The organism is Pedobacter sp. A2324 (assembly GCF_059693705.1).
Genome location: NZ_JCASSK010000003.1, coordinates 689,007 through 704,360, shown reverse-complemented (window position 1 = coordinate 704,360; position 15,354 = coordinate 689,007). Strand labels below are relative to the sequence as shown.

Below are 15,354 nucleotides of genomic sequence, written 5' to 3'. Positions count from 1 at the left end.
GTTCTGTTTTTCCATTGTAATTCCTGGTAACCGCTGTCTTTAAGAAAATCAAAAATTCCTATCTTAGCATTCGTGGATAATACAAACCTTTTAGCTCAATACATGCCGGCCGAAGCGGCACCGCTGATTGCAAAATGGATAGATTATTTTCAGTGTGAATTCAAAATTGCTAAAACCCGTGCAACCAAGCTTGGTGATTACCGTCATCCTTACCGCGATAAAGGACACCGGATATCAGTGAATTTCAACCTCAATCACTATGCCTTTCTGGTGACGACGGTTCATGAATTTGCCCATCTGTTAACCTGGAATGATTTCAAAAATAAAGTAAAACCACATGGATCAGAATGGAAGAAAAATTTCCAGCGAATGATGAATCCTTTTTTTGAAATGAACGTTTTTCCTGCTGATATCCATCAGGCAATTGACAATTACATGTCGAACCCTGCGGCATCAAGTTGTTCTGATTTACACTTATCTAGGGCTTTAAAAAAATACGATTCTGGTAAGGCAGATATTTTACATGTGGAACAGTTACCCGTAAATACCAATTTCCGAATCAAAGATGGCCGCCGTTTTACCAAAGGTGAGCGCATTAGAAAACGTTATCGCTGCATCTGTATGGATGACAAAAGGGTATATCTGTTTAATCCCCTCGCCGAGGTTTTTTTGATCGATTAAGCTTGCGTTAGGCAAACTACTAAACGAATTCGAACTTATCCCCGTCAAATAAACCTTTGTCGCTCAGTTTCAACCGTGGAATAACCAGTAAAGCCATAAAAGACAGTGTCATGAATGGAGCTTTGAGCGTCGAGCCCAGTTCTTTAGCAAACTGATCAATCTGCGTATAACTTTCTGCTACCTGATAGCCATTCTGGTTGCTCATTAAGCCTGCTACCGGTAATGCCAGAACCTGTCTTTTATCATTTCCAATAGCCACAACTCCGCCCGTTTCTTTAATTACCAGATTTACTGCCTCACAAATACTCGCATCATCAACTCCAACAGCGATTATGTTATGACTGTCGTGTGCAACGCTTGAAGCAATAGCACCAGCTTTCAGCCCAAAGTTTTTAACAAATGAAACCGCCACAGGCGCATCATGATAGCGGTTCACCACTACCATTTTTAAAACGTCGTTTTCTGTATCACTTATGATATTCTGACCGAAGATTTTTGGCCTGGCAGAAAGTCTGTTTGTAATCAGCTGACCATCCAATGCTTCAATTACTGCAATTTCATCTTGTGAAGTGAATGGATATACAAAATCTGCTTCCGTTTTAAAGCTACAGTCAAAGTGATTTACGGATTCCTGATCTTCTATATCCTTGACCCAATTTCCAACGGTTTTTCCCTGCTCTGCAAGTAAAATCCCGTTCACATAAGTTTGTTTTATTTTAAAATCTTTAAAGTCATTGGCAATAATGAAATCGGCATTATCACCGAGGCGAAGCTGACCAACTTCTAAGTTATAGTGCGCTATAGGATTAATACAAGCTGCCTGTAATACATTAAAGATGTTTATTCCTCTGGCAACTGCCCTGGCACATAAGGCATTAATATGATCCTCAACCAAACTGTCAGGGTGCTTATCATCGCTACAAAACATAATCATTTCCGGCCAGTCATTTAACAGGTCTACTAACGCGTCAAAATTTTTGGCAGCGCTGCCTTCCCTTATGAGAATTTTCATGCCGCGTTGGAGCTTGTCTAATGCTTCATCTGCCGTGAAACATTCATGATCCGTCGATATTCCTGCGTCTATATATTGTTGAACAGCGTCGCCGCGCAAACCAGGTGCGTGGCCGTCTACTGGCTTGCCAACCGCATGTGCAGCAGCTATCTTTTTTAATACTTCCTCATCTTTGTATAGCACCCCGGGAAAATTCATCATCTCACTCAGGTATTTGATTTCCGGTCTTGCTAAAAGTGACTTTACGTCATCATGGTTAAGTTCAGCACCTGCAGTCTCAAATTTCGTGGCAGGAACACAGCTAGGTGCTCCGAAGTTGAATTTAAAAGGTACAGTCTTAGCATTAGACAGCATAAATTCAACTCCCTCCATACCGCAAACATTTGCAATTTCATGAGGATCACTTATTGTTGCGACAGTTCCATGAATAACAGCAAGCCTGGCGAATTCGCTTGGAATAAGCATACTGCTCTCAATGTGGACATGACTGTCTATAAATCCGGGAAGAATAAAGTGAGCCTTATCCACCATTTGAGAAAGCGCAGTAACAGATTTTATTTTTCCATCTTCAACCATCACTTCACCAAAGAAAATATTACGCTTTGCAATATCAACTATGTTTCCTTCAACTGTAAAATTGCTCATCCTGTTTATATAAATTAACCACGGTAACACATGATTTTGTTTTATAGTGGTAAAACTCTCTAATATTTTAATAATTTATCAATTGTTTCTGCTAGCCTCGCTTTAGCCAGAAAGTTATCTTCCAGTATTCTATTCATTGGAATTGCGGTATCCAGACTGCCGCAGCGCATCACAGGTGCATCCAGGAACTGAAAGCAATGTTCACCAATCCAGGCAGATATTTCAGATCCAAAACCATTGGTTAAGGTGTCTTCATGTAGAATTAATACCCTTCCTGTAGCTTCTACAGCAGCTGCAACAGAATCTTTGTCCCAGGGCTGCAAGGTTCTTAAATCAATTAATGTTGCGCTCACATCTGGATGGTCTTTCAGATAATCCAATGCCCAATGCACCCCTAATCCGTAAGTGACGATGACAAATCGATTACCTTCTCTAAGCTTAGCCGCCTTGCCAATTTCTGTGGTATAATAGCCATCAGGTACATTTCCTGTTAAACTCCTGTATAAGTATTTATGTTCAAAATATATTACTGGATTTGGATCTTCAATAGCTGCTAAGAGCAAGCCTTTAGCATCATCGGGAAAGGCTGGGTAAACAATTTTTAAGCCTGGCGTTTTGGTAAACCATGCCTCATTACTTTGCGAATGAAATGGCCCGGCACCAGTTCCTGCTCCTGTAGGCATACGCACCACTACATCTGCATTTTGTCCCCATCGATAATGTGTTTTGGCCAGGTTATTTACGATCTGATTGAAACCTACCGATACAAAATCGGCAAACTGCATTTCTACGACAGATTTGTAACCATTTATAGATAACCCGAGGCCTGCACCAACTATTGCCGATTCGCAGATAGGCGTATTCCGAACCCTTGACTTTCCGTATTTAACGGAAAATCCCTCTGTTATTTTGAAAGCGCCTCCATAGTCTGCAATATCCTGCCCCATTAAAACCAGATTTGGATATTTTTCCATGCCCAGATCCAAAGCATTTGATATTGCATCAAGGTAACGCATTTCCCTTTTTAAGCCGGTGGGTTCACTCACTGTTTGCTCGTGAGGATAGTACATGTCATTTAATTCTGTAAACAAATTTGCTTCCGGCTCCGGCTCATCAAAGGCTTCTTCTACATCGAGCTCAATGGTCTTTTTGATTTCAATTTTAATGTCGACCATTACTTCTGTTGTAAGGATACCTTGATCCAGTAAAAAATGTTCATAGTTACTTAGAGGGTCTTTCTTCTCCCACTCATCAAATAATTCCTGCGGTACATATTTAGTTCCTGAAGCCTCTTCATGCCCCCGCATTCTGAATGTCAAACACTCTACCAACATTGGTCTTGGTTTTTGCCTGATGTCTGCCGCAATCCTGTCAATCGCATCATAAACTTCCAGAATATTATTGCCATCAATTTGAAAACCTTCCATACCATAACCCAGGGCTTTATCAACCAGGTGTTTGCATCGAAACTGCTCTTCAACCGGTGTCGATAGTCCATAACCATTGTTCTCGATCAGGAAAATTACTGGTAAATTCCATACAGCAGCTACATTCAGGGCTTCATGGAAATCACCTTCACTTGTCGCCCCTTCGCCAGTAAAAACAAGGGTTGCTTTCTGTTTTTCGTCCAGTACATCTGCAAGTGCAATTCCATTAGCTAAGGCCAATTGTGGACCGAGGTGTGAAATCATTCCAATGATTTTGTAGTCCTGTGTGCCAAAATGAAAAGAGCGATCACGGCCTTTGGTAAAGCCGGTAAATTTCCCTTGCCACTGTGCCATCAATTTTTTTAACGGAATATCCCTGGAGGTGAAAACACCAAGGTTGCGGTGCATAGGTAGAATATATTCATCACTTTGCATTGCTAAAGTTGAACCTACCGCAATTGCTTCCTGGCCAATACCTGAAAACCACTTACCGATGCGACCCTGACGCAGGAGCTTTAGCATTTTTTCCTCAACCATACGGGGATAAAGCAATCTTTTGTACAAGCTCAATAAAAAACTATCGCTTTTGTTGCCTCGGTTGAAATGCATAATATGATGATTTAATTGTTAGCTAAAATTACTCTTGCTTACCCTTCTTCATTTCTTCATATTGCTTCGCAAAAGATTTATCTGCTAATGTTGGGAGTTCCCGGTATGCTCCCCAGCTTTTTTTAAAGAAACGTTTTAGCATAAAGTTTTTAAACCTGCCACCGAAAAAATCCATCCACTTACGTTTTTGCATCATGCGGCTAAACATGCTCCAACCCATTTCTTCTTTCTTGCCGTTTTCATGCGTTGCTGCTGCATCCCGGCGGTTAAGTAACAGCATCTTATGGATGTCAATCTTTACAGGACAAACTTCCGAGCATTTTCCACATAAACTGGAGGCATAGCTTAGATGTTTAAATTCTTCCATGCCTTTCAAATGTGGGGTAATCACCGATCCAATGGGACCGCTGTAGGTGGTGTTGTAGGTATGCCCACCAATATTTTTGTACACAGGACAGGCATTTAAACATGCTCCACATCGGATGCAATATAATCCCTGGCGTTGATCTTTTTGAGCAAGTAAATTGGTACGTCCATTATCTAAAAGGATGACGTACATTTCTTCAGGCCCATCAGTTTCATCAGGCTGACGTGGACCACTCAAAATGGTATTGTAAACGGTCAGGTTCTGGCCGGTTCCATGAGATGCCAGCAAAGGCCAGAACAGATCAAGGTCGTTAATGGATGGTATTACTTTTTCAATTCCTACGATGGCGATATGAATTTTTGGGAAAGTTGTACTTAAACGAGCGTTCCCTTCATTTTCCGTAATGGCAATACTTCCGGTATCAGCAATCAAAAAGTTTCCACCGCTTATTCCGATATCTGCATTCAAATACTTTTCCCGGAGTAATTCACGTGCTTTTTGAACCAATTGAGGTGGTGTAGCATCAATGGGTGTTCCAAATTTCTCATGGAATAATTTAGCAATATCTGTTGCGCTTAAATGCATTGCCGGGGTAACAATGTGGTAGGGGGCTTGCCCGAGAAGCTGCACAATGTATTCACCCAAATCACTTTCTAAAGATTCAATTTGATTGCTCGCCAGAAAATCGTTCAGATGAATTTCTTCGGTAGTCATCGATTTGGATTTGATGACTGTTTTTCCATTATTTCTTTTAATGATACTAAGAATTTCCCGCTGAGCTTCTTCGGCATCATTTGCCCAGATTACCTTTCCACCCCGTCTTTGGAAGTTTGACTCAAATTCAGGGAGGAATTTATCCAGGTTTTCCATCACACGCCATTTAATTACGTGTGCCTTCTTTTTCGATGCTTCGAGGTTTTCAAATTTAGACAATCCCCTTTCTACCGCAGTGTTGTATTTGCCAATATTGTAATTAATGGTTTTACGATGTGGTAAATCGAACGCCTTCTCATCAGATTTCTCTAAAAATTCCTCCGCAGTTTTCATCATAATTCAAAGATAGGATTTTATGTTTCCGTGGAAAGTATAATGCATAAAAAAGCCCTTCGGGTATCGAAGGGCTTAAAATATTTATTTCTTAGGATTTCCTTTACCATCCATGTCAACAGCCGGGCGTTTTGCCTGGTTGGCCAGCTCCCATGCGGTGTAATAGGTAAGTTGAGCACGTTTAGCCAGCAATGGAAAGTTAATTTTACTAACCTCATCACCTGGTTTGTGGTAATCTTGTTGCAACATACCGTCATAGAAGAAGATAATTGGAATGCCCAATTTGGCGAAATTATAGTGATCTGATCTGTAGTAAATTTGTTCAGGATCTTTTGGATCGTCATATTTATAATCCAGCTTCATTTTGGTATAGGTAGCATTTACACGCTCATTCAATTCGTGTAATTCGCTGCTTAACATTTTCGAACCAACCGAATAGATATAGTTTGCAGAATCTGGTTTGCCCAGATACTCCTCGCCAATACGGCCAATCATGTCGGTATTTAAATCTGCAATAGTATTGGCAACAGGGAATACCGGGTGCTCAGAATACCAGTCTGATCCCCATAAGCCTTTTTCCTCACCAACAACAGTCATGAATAATATACTGCGTTTCGGACCTTTACCAGCTTTTTTAGCATCAACAAAGGCCTTCGCCATTAACAATACTCCGGTTGTTCCCGAGCCATCATCATCGGCACCATTATTTACTTTATCTGTAGCATTGGGATCATTTACCAGTCCTATGTGATCATAATGACCCGTTAGTACCAGTACTTCTTTCTTTAACACAGGATCTGAACCTTCAAGATAACCCAGAACATTTTCACAACGAACAGCTGTTTCTGCTTTTGCAGCACTTGCAGAAAATGGAATAGTTAAAATCTGCGAAGCTGGTGCCTGGTTGTCGATTATTTTCTTTTGTACATCTGCAACTGTAGTGTTTGCTGATTTAAATAAATCATTTGCCAAAGCGGTTGAGATGGCGATGCGGGGAGCCGCATTTTGTGCTTCAAGTGCACTATTGGATTTCACCAAAACTCTTCCTTTATTTTGAGCCTGTTTGGTGTTTTCCGTTATTCTATCTACAGCAGGGTCTATGATAATGATTGCTTTTACCTGGTTTGCTGCAAAATAATTTGCTCTTTCCTCCAACATTGCTCTATAAGTAGCCCTGTCAATTCTTGCACCTGCTTTTAATGTCGGATCTCCGGAACCAAACATCATTACCACTTTGCCTTTAATATCAGTTCCGGCAAAATCATTGTAATTATCTTTCTTGATCGCATAACCAACAAAGACAATTTCATCTGTCGAGAAAGTGAAGCCTTTATCAGAGATTAAGCTTGGTGTTAATACATAATCTTTCTGGTATTCTTTAGGTTGGCCGTTCACCGTCACATGGCTTTCTTTCAGGGTAACGTTAACCAGGTCTATTTTCTGAAAATACTCACCATTAACGGGTCCTTTCAAACCGATAGTTTTAAAATAATTACGGATATAATCTGCAGCCATCCATGCTCCTTTCGTTCCGGTTTCCCGGCCCTCATATTCATCTGATGCCAGCACAGAAAGATGTTTAAAGCCGTCCGCAGGATTGATCGCTTTACTGAACCTCATTGCATCCTTGTTGGGTACGAGAGGTTTTACTTGAGCGAAGCAACTTGCAGAAAGCAGGGTAGCTAAGCTGAGGGTCAAAAATTGTTTATTCATTTGTAAGTTAGTTTTAAGGTTGGTTTAGCAAGATATTTTTTCTATCCGGTTCTGATGACGGCCACCTTCAAATGTGGTGTTTAGAAAGGTTTTAGTAATCTCTTTTGCCTCGTCTTCTGACACAAATCTTGCCGGGATACAAAGCACATTAGCATTATTATGTTTGCGAACAAGTGAGGCTACTTCTTTCTCCCAGCAGAGGCCGGCCCGGATGCCCTGATGCTTATTAGCTGTGATGGCCACACCATTTGCAGATCCGCATAATAAAATACCGTAAGTAAATTCACTATTTTCTACCGCTTCAGCTATAGGATGTGCGAAATCAGGATAGTCCACTGAATCAGCAGTATATGGCCCGAAGTCTTTTACATCATAGTCAGCCAGAAATTTTTTAAGTACTTCTTTGTATTCAAAACCCGCATGGTCTCCGCCAATTGCAATTGTTATTTTATTCTCAGGCATTTCCAAATTTAGAGAGAAATATAAAATCTAAACGTAATGTTTTCGTTAGTTAGCATAAAATGCTTTCTCAGCTTTTCTTTTTTTCCTCTCTATGTATGCAGAAACAAAAATACTTAACTCATATAGCAGAAATAGAGGAGTAGCTACAATCAGCATCGTCATAATATCAGGAGTAGGCGTAACAATGGCAGCAATGATTAAGATAATCACAGCAGCATACCTTCTGCTCGATCTCATTAGCTTAGGTGTCATTAACCCGAGTTTAGAGAGAATAAAAATGATGATGGGAAGTTCGAAAATAATGCCCGTTCCCAATGTTAGCGTGGCCACTGATGAAAGATAGGAATCTACAGTAAATGTATTCTTGATTTCCTCACTTACGGTGTAACCTGTCAGGAAGTTTACGGACAGGGGACAAACCACATAGTACCCGAATAATATACCAATAACAAAAAGAACAGAGGCAAAAAATACAAAACCACTTGCTGATTTACGCTCATTATCATGAAGAGCAGGTTTCACAAAGCGCCATATTTCCCATAATAAATAAGGAAAGCCAGCAATAATGCCGCACATTACACACACGTTTAGCTGTAAATTAAACTGGCCGGCCATTTCAGTATTGATGATTTCACCATTTATTTTAGTGATACACATGTCTTTACCTAATGATGGAAAGTGTTCAACCAGTTTGCACATCATCCTGTACGTCCAGAAACTGGGTTTTTTAGGACCGAATATAACTTTATCTAAAATTTCTTCGTTAAAATAAAATGCGATACCTGTAAAAACAGCAATGGCAATTACTGCCCTGATGAGGTGTTTACGGAGAACGTCAAGGTGATCAAAGAACGACATTTCTGCCTCTAAGGTTGTACTCTTTTGTCCAATAGCTTTTGTAAGTAGTGTTTTTTTTAAGTCGCTCATGTTGAAAACAAAAATACCATTCTAAATGAATAGAATGGTATTTACGTGTTAAATATAGAAATAGTTTATGTTATTGTGAGAATTGTATTAAAATAATGCCCACACTCCCTGAAAAAAAAAATCAGGAGATGCTGCATTTGTTTTTATCAGATTTGAACCTTGATCACACTGAGTGGTTTTAGATTGGCGGGATCGTTGTAGTTGAACTGGTGTACACCATCTTCGCCAGTTACAATCAGTGATTTCGGACCAGCAATTACATCAAAGCTTTTTACGCTGTTGATATGTTGCAACAAGTTATTACCAATTTTAGTGTTATCAGTAATATTAAAACTCTTTATTCCAAAAGTTCCTTCACATAAAAATAAGCTATTGCCACTGATGCTCAAACCATGTGGGTTTTGCATTGGAAAAACGGCAATCTGTTTAGGCTGTTTGGGATCTGCAATATCCACAACTTCCAGCTGATTACTCGCCTGTCTGCAGGAATTTCCTGTACGTAAGGTTACGTATGCATATCTGCCTTGCACTACCACCGGATCGCAGGCAAAAACGTGACTATAGGTAGAAAGTTTCACCGGGTTCGCCGGATCTGCTGCACTGAAGATATGCATCCCGGTATTTGTGCCTATAAATAATTTATTTTCGTAAGGGAAAATAGTTTCGACACCCCAACCTAAATTGATTGCCTTAACAAAGGAAGGGTTTGCTGGTGTTTTTACATCGAATAGGCTTAAGTCAAAGCTGCCAACAGTGTACAAATAGTCGTTCAATAAGGTAAATCTGGCCATTGATCCGCCCTGGCCTGTTGAACTGCTGCTTCCGCTGCTATATGATGCTGCATCATACATGATGTTTTTATTATAATTTTTCCTTACAAGTGTATCTTTATAAACAATCACATATTTTTGGAGATTAAAGTCAGTGTAGAACTGTTTAAACACGTCATTTACCCGTTTCACCTGTTTTATATTACCAATGTTTGAGATGTCAAATGCCAACAGGTCAACATAACTATCGGCGTATAATATATTATTCTGGATGGCCAGATCTACATTTCCGGGAACCTGGAGAAAGGCGACGTTCACAGGATTAGCCGGATTACTGTTGTTATAGATATGAATGCCCTTTGCAGGCTCATTAATGAACAAGTAGTCGTTGAAAATATAAATCTTGCCTGTTTTTTTTGGTTTTGTTGCTTTTGTAATGCCTACTGGCAAGGCCCTCATTTGCTGAGCAGACATCAATTTCGAGATCTGTATCTGCTCAAACTCTTCTCCTTTTTTACACTGTGTAAGTACTGCTAGAGTAAGCATTAAGAGTAATCCGTTAATTAGAAATTTTTTCATGATTAGTGGTTTTTACAGTCAAAACGATATGACTTTGCGAAACGCTACTAATTTTGGAAAATAATCTCTTAGTACTTAAGGGCTTGTCGAATAACAGAACGCTATTTACGAAAAAAGGCTATTCGTTTTATTGAATAGCCTTTTAAATTTTAAAGGAAAATGTTACTCTGAGAATTCGAAGGTTTCCATAAATTTTGTAGTAAAGTTACCCGCTCTGAAGTTCGGGTCTTTCATCAGCTGTAAATGGAATGGAATAGTAGTTTTAATACCTTCAATTACAAATTCACCCAAAGCACGCTCCATAGTACAAATTGCTTCTTCACGTGTTTGTGCCACACAAATTAACTTGGCGATCATAGAATCGTAATTCGCGGGAATAGAATATCCTGCATACACGTGCGTATCTACACGAACACCATGTCCACCAGGAGAGTGGAAATTCGTAATCTTGCCTGGTGAAGGGCGAAAGTTGTTCGCAGGGTCTTCAGCATTAATGCGACATTCAATTGCATGCATATCAGGGAAATAATTTTTGCCTGATATTGGAATTCCTGCAGCAACTTTAATTTGCTCTTTAATCAAGTCGAAGTTGATAACTTCTTCAGTAACCGGATGTTCTACCTGGATACGAGTATTCATCTCCATGAAGTAGAAGTTACGGTGTTTGTCGACTAAGAATTCAATTGTTCCTGCCCCTTCGTAGCTAACCGCAAGTGCACCTTTAATGGCTGCCTCACCCATGCGAACGCGGAGTTCTTCAGTCATAAATGGTGAAGGAGATTCTTCTACCAGTTTCTGGTGACGGCGCTGAATGGAACAATCGCGCTCAGATAAGTGGCAAGCTTTACCAAACTGATCACCAATAACCTGGATTTCAATGTGACGGGGATCTTCGATATACTTTTCCAGATATAAGCCGTCATTTCCGAAAGCTGCACCAGATTCTTGGCGTGCGCTATCCCATGCATTTTCAAAATCTTCATCCTTCCAAACTACACGCATACCACGACCACCACCACCGGCAGTAGCTTTCAGGATTACAGGATAACCCATCTCATTTGCGATTGCAATACCTTCCTTTACACTGTTAAGTAATCCTTCAGATCCCGGAATAGTTGGTACACCAGCTTTTTTCATAGTATCCTTGGCAGAAGCTTTATCACCCATTCCATTGATCTGCTCAGGAGTTGCGCCGATAAATTTTATGCCATATTCGCGGCAAATATTCGAAAATTTAGCATTTTCAGATAGGAAACCATATCCGGGATGTATTGCATCAGCATTTGTCAGTTCAGCAGCTGAAATAATATTAGGAATATTTAAGTACGAATCTTTACTTGGTGGAGGACCAATACAAACAGCCTCATCAGCAAAACGCACATGTAAACTCTCGCGATCTGCGGTAGAGTAAACTGCAACAGTTTTGATGCCCATTTCCTTACAGGTGCGAATAATACGCAAAGCGATTTCACCCCTGTTGGCAATTAGTATTTTTTTGAACATAATTTTTTTATTTGTGATAACACTGGTTTTAAGAATTGAACCGAATCGGGCTTTTCCGCATCAGGTTGACTATCTTAATTTGTGTGATCATCTTAAATTAAATGCCATGGTTCGTGTTTCCACGAACCATATTATATTTTATTTGGTTTGCGCAGGCAAGCCAATGCGTAAAATAGACAGTTTATTAAATAGGCTCTACTAAAAATAATGGTTGATCATATTCAACTGGCGATGCATTATCAACCAGTATTTTAACAATGCGGCCTGAAACTTCACTTTCAATTTCATTGAAAAGTTTCATAGCTTCAATAATACACACCACTTTGCCAGTGCCAATTTCATCACCAACATTCACAAACATTGGCTTATCAGGGCTCGATGAACGGTAGAAAGTACCAATCATTGGAGACTTAATTGTAATGTATTTCGAAGTATCTTCTGCAGCTGGTACAGCAGGAGTTGCTGCAACTGGAGCAGTAGGAGCTGTAGCAACCGGAGCAGCAGCCTGTACAAGCGGAGCTTGCGGTACGGTAGCATTTACAACTGTTGGCGCTTGATTTGTTTTGATCGTAATCTTAAAGTTTTCTTGCTCAATAGCAACTTCGTTTACTCCAGAACGAGAAACAAATTTAATCAGTTCCTGAATTTGTTTGATATCCATTTTTTAATCCTTGTTATGTAAAAAATAGTGTATAAATGAATTAACTAAGTTATACTTTTTTTGTTTTATTTTTTCTTTGAAAATCGGAGCGTTTAAAACTCCTGGTTATGTTGAAACGATGTTAATTTAAACCGTATCGTATGCCCATTTAAGGTAAACAGAACCCCATGTAAAGCCTCCTCCAAAAGCAGCCAATACAATGTTGTCTCCTTTTTTCAACCTGCTTTCCCATTCCCATAAACATAATGGGATCGTTCCGTTTGTTGTATTTCCGTAACGCTCAATATTAATCATAACCTTATCCGTGGAAACACCCATACGGTTGGCAGTAGCATCGATGATTCGTTTATTTGCCTGATGGGGAACAAGCCATGCAACGTCATCCGATGTTAAACTGTTGCGTTCCATAATTTCGGCAGCAACATCAGCCATATTTGTTACAGCAAATTTGAAAACTGTAGGTCCTTCCTGATGTGCGAAATGCTCCCTCGCATCTATTGTTTCGTGAGTAGCCGGTTTTACCGAGCCACCTGCTTTCATGCCCAGAAAGTCTCTGCCCGAGCCATCGGTTCTTAAAATTGAATCCTGAATACCCAAGCCTTCTTCATTAGGTTCCAACAAAGCGCATCCGCATCCGTCGCCAAAAATGATACATGTGGTACGGTCCTCGTAATTGATGATTGATGACATTTTATCACCGCCAACAACCAATACTTTTTTATGTCTTCCTGATTCGATAAATGATGCTCCGGTTGACAAACCGAACAGGAAACCTGAACAGGCTGCCTGTAAATCGTAACCCCAGGCATTTGTAGCGCCAACTTTATCAGCTAAAACATTTGCTGTTGCAGGGAAAGTGAAATCTGGAGTAGTGGTGCAAAAAATAATCAGTTCGATTTCTTTTGCATCAATACCCCTTTTTTTTAGTAAGCCATTTACAGCATGAACTGCCATATCTGAAGTACCCAGCCCTTCACCTTTTAATATTCTACGTTCCTTAATTCCCGTTCTGCTGGTAATCCACTCATCCGAAGTGTCAACAATGGTTTCTAACTCTGCATTTGTGAGTACATAGTCGGGGACGTAACCATTTACTGCCGTAATAGCAGCGTGAATTTTACTCATTTTAAAAAATTTAATAAATTATTTAAATGCCATTCTAATCTTTTCTACCAACCCTGTAGTAATCATTTCTCTGGATTGAAGAACCATATTTTTAACAGCCAGCGGACTAGAAATTCCATGTCCGATAACAACAGGAGCGTTAACGCCTAAAACCGGACTTCCGCCGTACTGTTCATAATTGAACCGGTCAAAGAACTCATCTTTCAAGCCCTTTTTAATGGTAATTACATAGAATGATTCCGCTAATTTCAACATTACATTTCCTGTAAATCCATCGCAAACGATTACATCCGATTTATCATTGAATAAATCTCTGCCCTCTACATTTCCAACAAAATTAAACAGGTTAGTTTCCTTCATCAATGGAAAGGTAGCCATGCTAAGCATATTGCCTTTTTCGTCTTCCTCACCAATATTCATTAAAGCAACCCTGGGATTGTCTATTTTAAATAGATTTTCAGCGTATAGACTACCCAGTACACCAAATTGTAGTAAAATATCAGGTTTACAGTCTGCATTAGCGCCAACATCAAGTAATAAACCGGTGCCGCCTTTTAATTTAGGAAGAATAGAGCATAGACATGGACGGATGATGCCCGGAATAGTTTTAACGCTAAAGACAGCGCCAACTAACATCGCTCCGGAATTGCCTGCACTAGCAAAGGAATCGATTTTACCTTCTTTCAAAAGGTTAAAACCAACCGCAATGCTCGAATTGGGTTTCTGAACGATTGCTTTGGTGGGATGTTCGCCCATACCAATAACTTCATCAGTATGAACGTATTCAAAATGATCTGGATTGAAACCTTCTTCCGCGAGAATGGGTTTAATCTGTTCGGTATCGCCAATAAGAACCAAATGTTCTCCAGCGTTTAGCGATTGATGAGCTGCTATTGCTCCCAAAACAATTGCTTTGGGAGCATAGTCTCCGCCCATTATGTCGAGGCCTATTTTCATAGAAAAAATCTGTTTGTGTTAGGGTCAGGCTAAATCCTGATTTTTCAGTTGACTAAGGTATGACTAAAGCCGCTGAACACAAACAATTTTTTAAGAAAATTACCCGATTTGAGTATTTTCGATAACCAATTTACCGTTATAGTATAGGTTACCATCAACGTTGTATGCACGGTGAGGTACGTGGATAGCACCTGTTGCTGCGCAAGTTGCTAAAGAAGGAGTCACTGCTTTATAGTGTGTTCTTCTTTTATTTTTTCTCTGTTTCGAGATTTTCCGTTTTGGATGTGCCATTGGTGTATAATCTAATTATTTTTTTAACTTATTAAGGGCTTCCCAACGAGGGTCGCTTGTTTGTTCGTTTTCTTCTGCCTGCTTGTCGATAGAGAGTTGTTCCAGTCTTTCAATCATTTCCTGATCACACTCCTTATCTGCCTGCTCGCAGTTTTTGATATAGGGTACAGCTACGTTAATCATTTCGTATAAAGGTTCTGATATATCAATCTCAGAATCTTTCCGGCTTAGGGTGATGATTTCTTCATCATCGCTCTCCAGCTCGTCTTCAGCAAACTTTACAATTTGCCTTTCATACAGATTAACCGGATAGGCAAACTCTGATAAACATTTATCACAATCCAGATTTACCGTCCCCTTTACTTTGAATTTTAAAAGCAACATGGTCTCTTGTTTCTCAAGTTCCAGGTCTACTTTCAAGTTTCCACTTTTGATTAATGAATACTCAAATGCATTAAAAAAGCGGTCATCAAGCTCATAATCAAAATGATGAGCTCCCAATTTTAATCCGGTAAACGGTATCGAAAATTGTTTTAATGGCTTCAAAGTACTGTAAAATTTTAGCCTGCAAATGTAGG

General features: G+C 39.8%; 14 protein-coding genes. 1 reads left to right on the top strand and 13 read right to left on the bottom strand.

What is annotated here, in order from left to right; genetic code table 11:
- Window positions 1-102: 102 nt before the first annotated feature.
- The gene (locus AC570I_RS12205) at window positions 103-681 is read left to right on the top strand and encodes a SprT-like domain-containing protein (RefSeq protein ID WP_497405685.1); all 579 of its coding nucleotides are present in this window, start codon (window positions 103-105) and stop codon (window positions 679-681) included.
- A gap of 19 nt (window positions 682-700) precedes the next feature.
- On the opposite strand, the gene ade is transcribed toward AC570I_RS12205, so the two are convergent.
- From ade to AC570I_RS12140, 13 genes are all read right to left on the bottom strand, one after another.
- The gene (gene ade / locus AC570I_RS12200; protein WP_497405640.1) at window positions 701-2,338 is read right to left on the bottom strand and encodes an adenine deaminase; all 1,638 of its coding nucleotides are present in this window, start codon (window positions 2,336-2,338) and stop codon (window positions 701-703) included.
- A gap of 59 nt (window positions 2,339-2,397) precedes the next feature.
- The gene (locus AC570I_RS12195; protein ID WP_497405639.1) at window positions 2,398-4,374 is read right to left on the bottom strand and encodes an alpha-ketoacid dehydrogenase subunit alpha/beta; all 1,977 of its coding nucleotides are present in this window, start codon (window positions 4,372-4,374) and stop codon (window positions 2,398-2,400) included.
- 28 nt (window positions 4,375-4,402) lie between these two features.
- Entirely contained in the window at window positions 4,403-5,791 is a 1,389-nt protein-coding gene (locus AC570I_RS12190; RefSeq protein WP_497405638.1) for a LutB/LldF family L-lactate oxidation iron-sulfur protein, read from the bottom strand.
- Between the two features lie 81 nt (window positions 5,792-5,872).
- Window positions 5,873-7,501, bottom strand: coding sequence for a M28 family peptidase (locus AC570I_RS12185; RefSeq protein WP_497405637.1), 1,629 nt, complete (start codon window positions 7,499-7,501; stop codon window positions 5,873-5,875).
- A gap of 24 nt (window positions 7,502-7,525) precedes the next feature.
- The gene (rpiB, locus tag AC570I_RS12180; protein ID WP_497405636.1) at window positions 7,526-7,963 is read right to left on the bottom strand and encodes a ribose 5-phosphate isomerase B; all 438 of its coding nucleotides are present in this window, start codon (window positions 7,961-7,963) and stop codon (window positions 7,526-7,528) included.
- A 45-nt stretch (window positions 7,964-8,008) separates the two neighbouring features.
- A complete protein-coding gene (gene tatC / locus AC570I_RS12175; RefSeq protein ID WP_497405635.1) occupies window positions 8,009-8,890 on the bottom strand; it encodes a twin-arginine translocase subunit TatC in 882 nt (293 codons plus the stop codon).
- A gap of 146 nt (window positions 8,891-9,036) precedes the next feature.
- Window positions 9,037-10,239: an LVIVD repeat-containing protein gene (locus tag AC570I_RS12170; RefSeq protein ID WP_497405634.1), complete on the bottom strand. Its 1,203-nt coding sequence runs from the start codon at window positions 10,237-10,239 to the stop codon at window positions 9,037-9,039.
- Window positions 10,240-10,401: 162 nt separating this feature from the next.
- Window positions 10,402-11,742 carry an acetyl-CoA carboxylase biotin carboxylase subunit gene (gene accC, locus AC570I_RS12165; RefSeq protein ID WP_047798952.1) on the bottom strand — a complete coding sequence of 447 codons (1,341 nt, stop codon included), beginning with the start codon at window positions 11,740-11,742 and terminating at the stop codon, window positions 10,402-10,404.
- A 184-nt stretch (window positions 11,743-11,926) separates the two neighbouring features.
- The gene (gene accB, locus AC570I_RS12160; protein WP_047798951.1) at window positions 11,927-12,403 is read right to left on the bottom strand and encodes an acetyl-CoA carboxylase biotin carboxyl carrier protein; all 477 of its coding nucleotides are present in this window, start codon (window positions 12,401-12,403) and stop codon (window positions 11,927-11,929) included.
- Window positions 12,404-12,529: 126 nt separating this feature from the next.
- Window positions 12,530-13,528: a beta-ketoacyl-ACP synthase III gene (locus tag AC570I_RS12155; RefSeq protein WP_047798950.1), complete on the bottom strand. Its 999-nt coding sequence runs from the start codon at window positions 13,526-13,528 to the stop codon at window positions 12,530-12,532.
- A gap of 18 nt (window positions 13,529-13,546) precedes the next feature.
- Window positions 13,547-14,485, bottom strand: coding sequence for a phosphate acyltransferase PlsX (gene plsX / locus AC570I_RS12150; RefSeq protein WP_047798949.1), 939 nt, complete (start codon window positions 14,483-14,485; stop codon window positions 13,547-13,549).
- A gap of 99 nt (window positions 14,486-14,584) precedes the next feature.
- On the bottom strand, window positions 14,585-14,776 hold the full coding sequence (gene rpmF / locus AC570I_RS12145; RefSeq protein ID WP_010600130.1) for a 50S ribosomal protein L32: 192 nt from the start codon (window positions 14,774-14,776) through the stop codon (window positions 14,585-14,587).
- A 15-nt stretch (window positions 14,777-14,791) separates the two neighbouring features.
- A complete protein-coding gene (locus AC570I_RS12140) occupies window positions 14,792-15,277 on the bottom strand; it encodes a YceD family protein (protein ID WP_369799748.1) in 486 nt (161 codons plus the stop codon).
- Window positions 15,278-15,354: the final 77 nt, after the last annotated feature.

What these genes read in the sequence shown, in the direction of transcription:
- AC570I_RS12205 (WP_497405685.1), top strand. Translation starts at nt 103, where the DNA reads ATGCCGGCCGAAGCGGCACCGCTGATTGCAAAATGGATAGATTATTTT.
- ade (WP_497405640.1), bottom strand. Translation starts at nt 2,338, where the DNA reads ATGAGCAATTTTACAGTTGAAGGAAACATAGTTGATATTGCAAAGCGT.
- AC570I_RS12195 (WP_497405639.1), bottom strand. Translation starts at nt 4,374, where the DNA reads ATGCATTTCAACCGAGGCAACAAAAGCGATAGTTTTTTATTGAGCTTG.
- AC570I_RS12190 (WP_497405638.1), bottom strand. Translation starts at nt 5,791, where the DNA reads ATGATGAAAACTGCGGAGGAATTTTTAGAGAAATCTGATGAGAAGGCG.
- AC570I_RS12185 (WP_497405637.1), bottom strand. Translation starts at nt 7,501, where the DNA reads ATGAATAAACAATTTTTGACCCTCAGCTTAGCTACCCTGCTTTCTGCA.
- rpiB (WP_497405636.1), bottom strand. Translation starts at nt 7,963, where the DNA reads ATGCCTGAGAATAAAATAACAATTGCAATTGGCGGAGACCATGCGGGT.
- tatC (WP_497405635.1), bottom strand. Translation starts at nt 8,890, where the DNA reads ATGAGCGACTTAAAAAAAACACTACTTACAAAAGCTATTGGACAAAAG.
- AC570I_RS12170 (WP_497405634.1), bottom strand. Translation starts at nt 10,239, where the DNA reads ATGAAAAAATTTCTAATTAACGGATTACTCTTAATGCTTACTCTAGCA.
- accC (WP_047798952.1), bottom strand. Translation starts at nt 11,742, where the DNA reads ATGTTCAAAAAAATACTAATTGCCAACAGGGGTGAAATCGCTTTGCGT.
- accB (WP_047798951.1), bottom strand. Translation starts at nt 12,403, where the DNA reads ATGGATATCAAACAAATTCAGGAACTGATTAAATTTGTTTCTCGTTCT.
- AC570I_RS12155 (WP_047798950.1), bottom strand. Translation starts at nt 13,528, where the DNA reads ATGAGTAAAATTCACGCTGCTATTACGGCAGTAAATGGTTACGTCCCC.
- plsX (WP_047798949.1), bottom strand. Translation starts at nt 14,485, where the DNA reads ATGAAAATAGGCCTCGACATAATGGGCGGAGACTATGCTCCCAAAGCA.
- rpmF (WP_010600130.1), bottom strand. Translation starts at nt 14,776, where the DNA reads ATGGCACATCCAAAACGGAAAATCTCGAAACAGAGAAAAAATAAAAGA.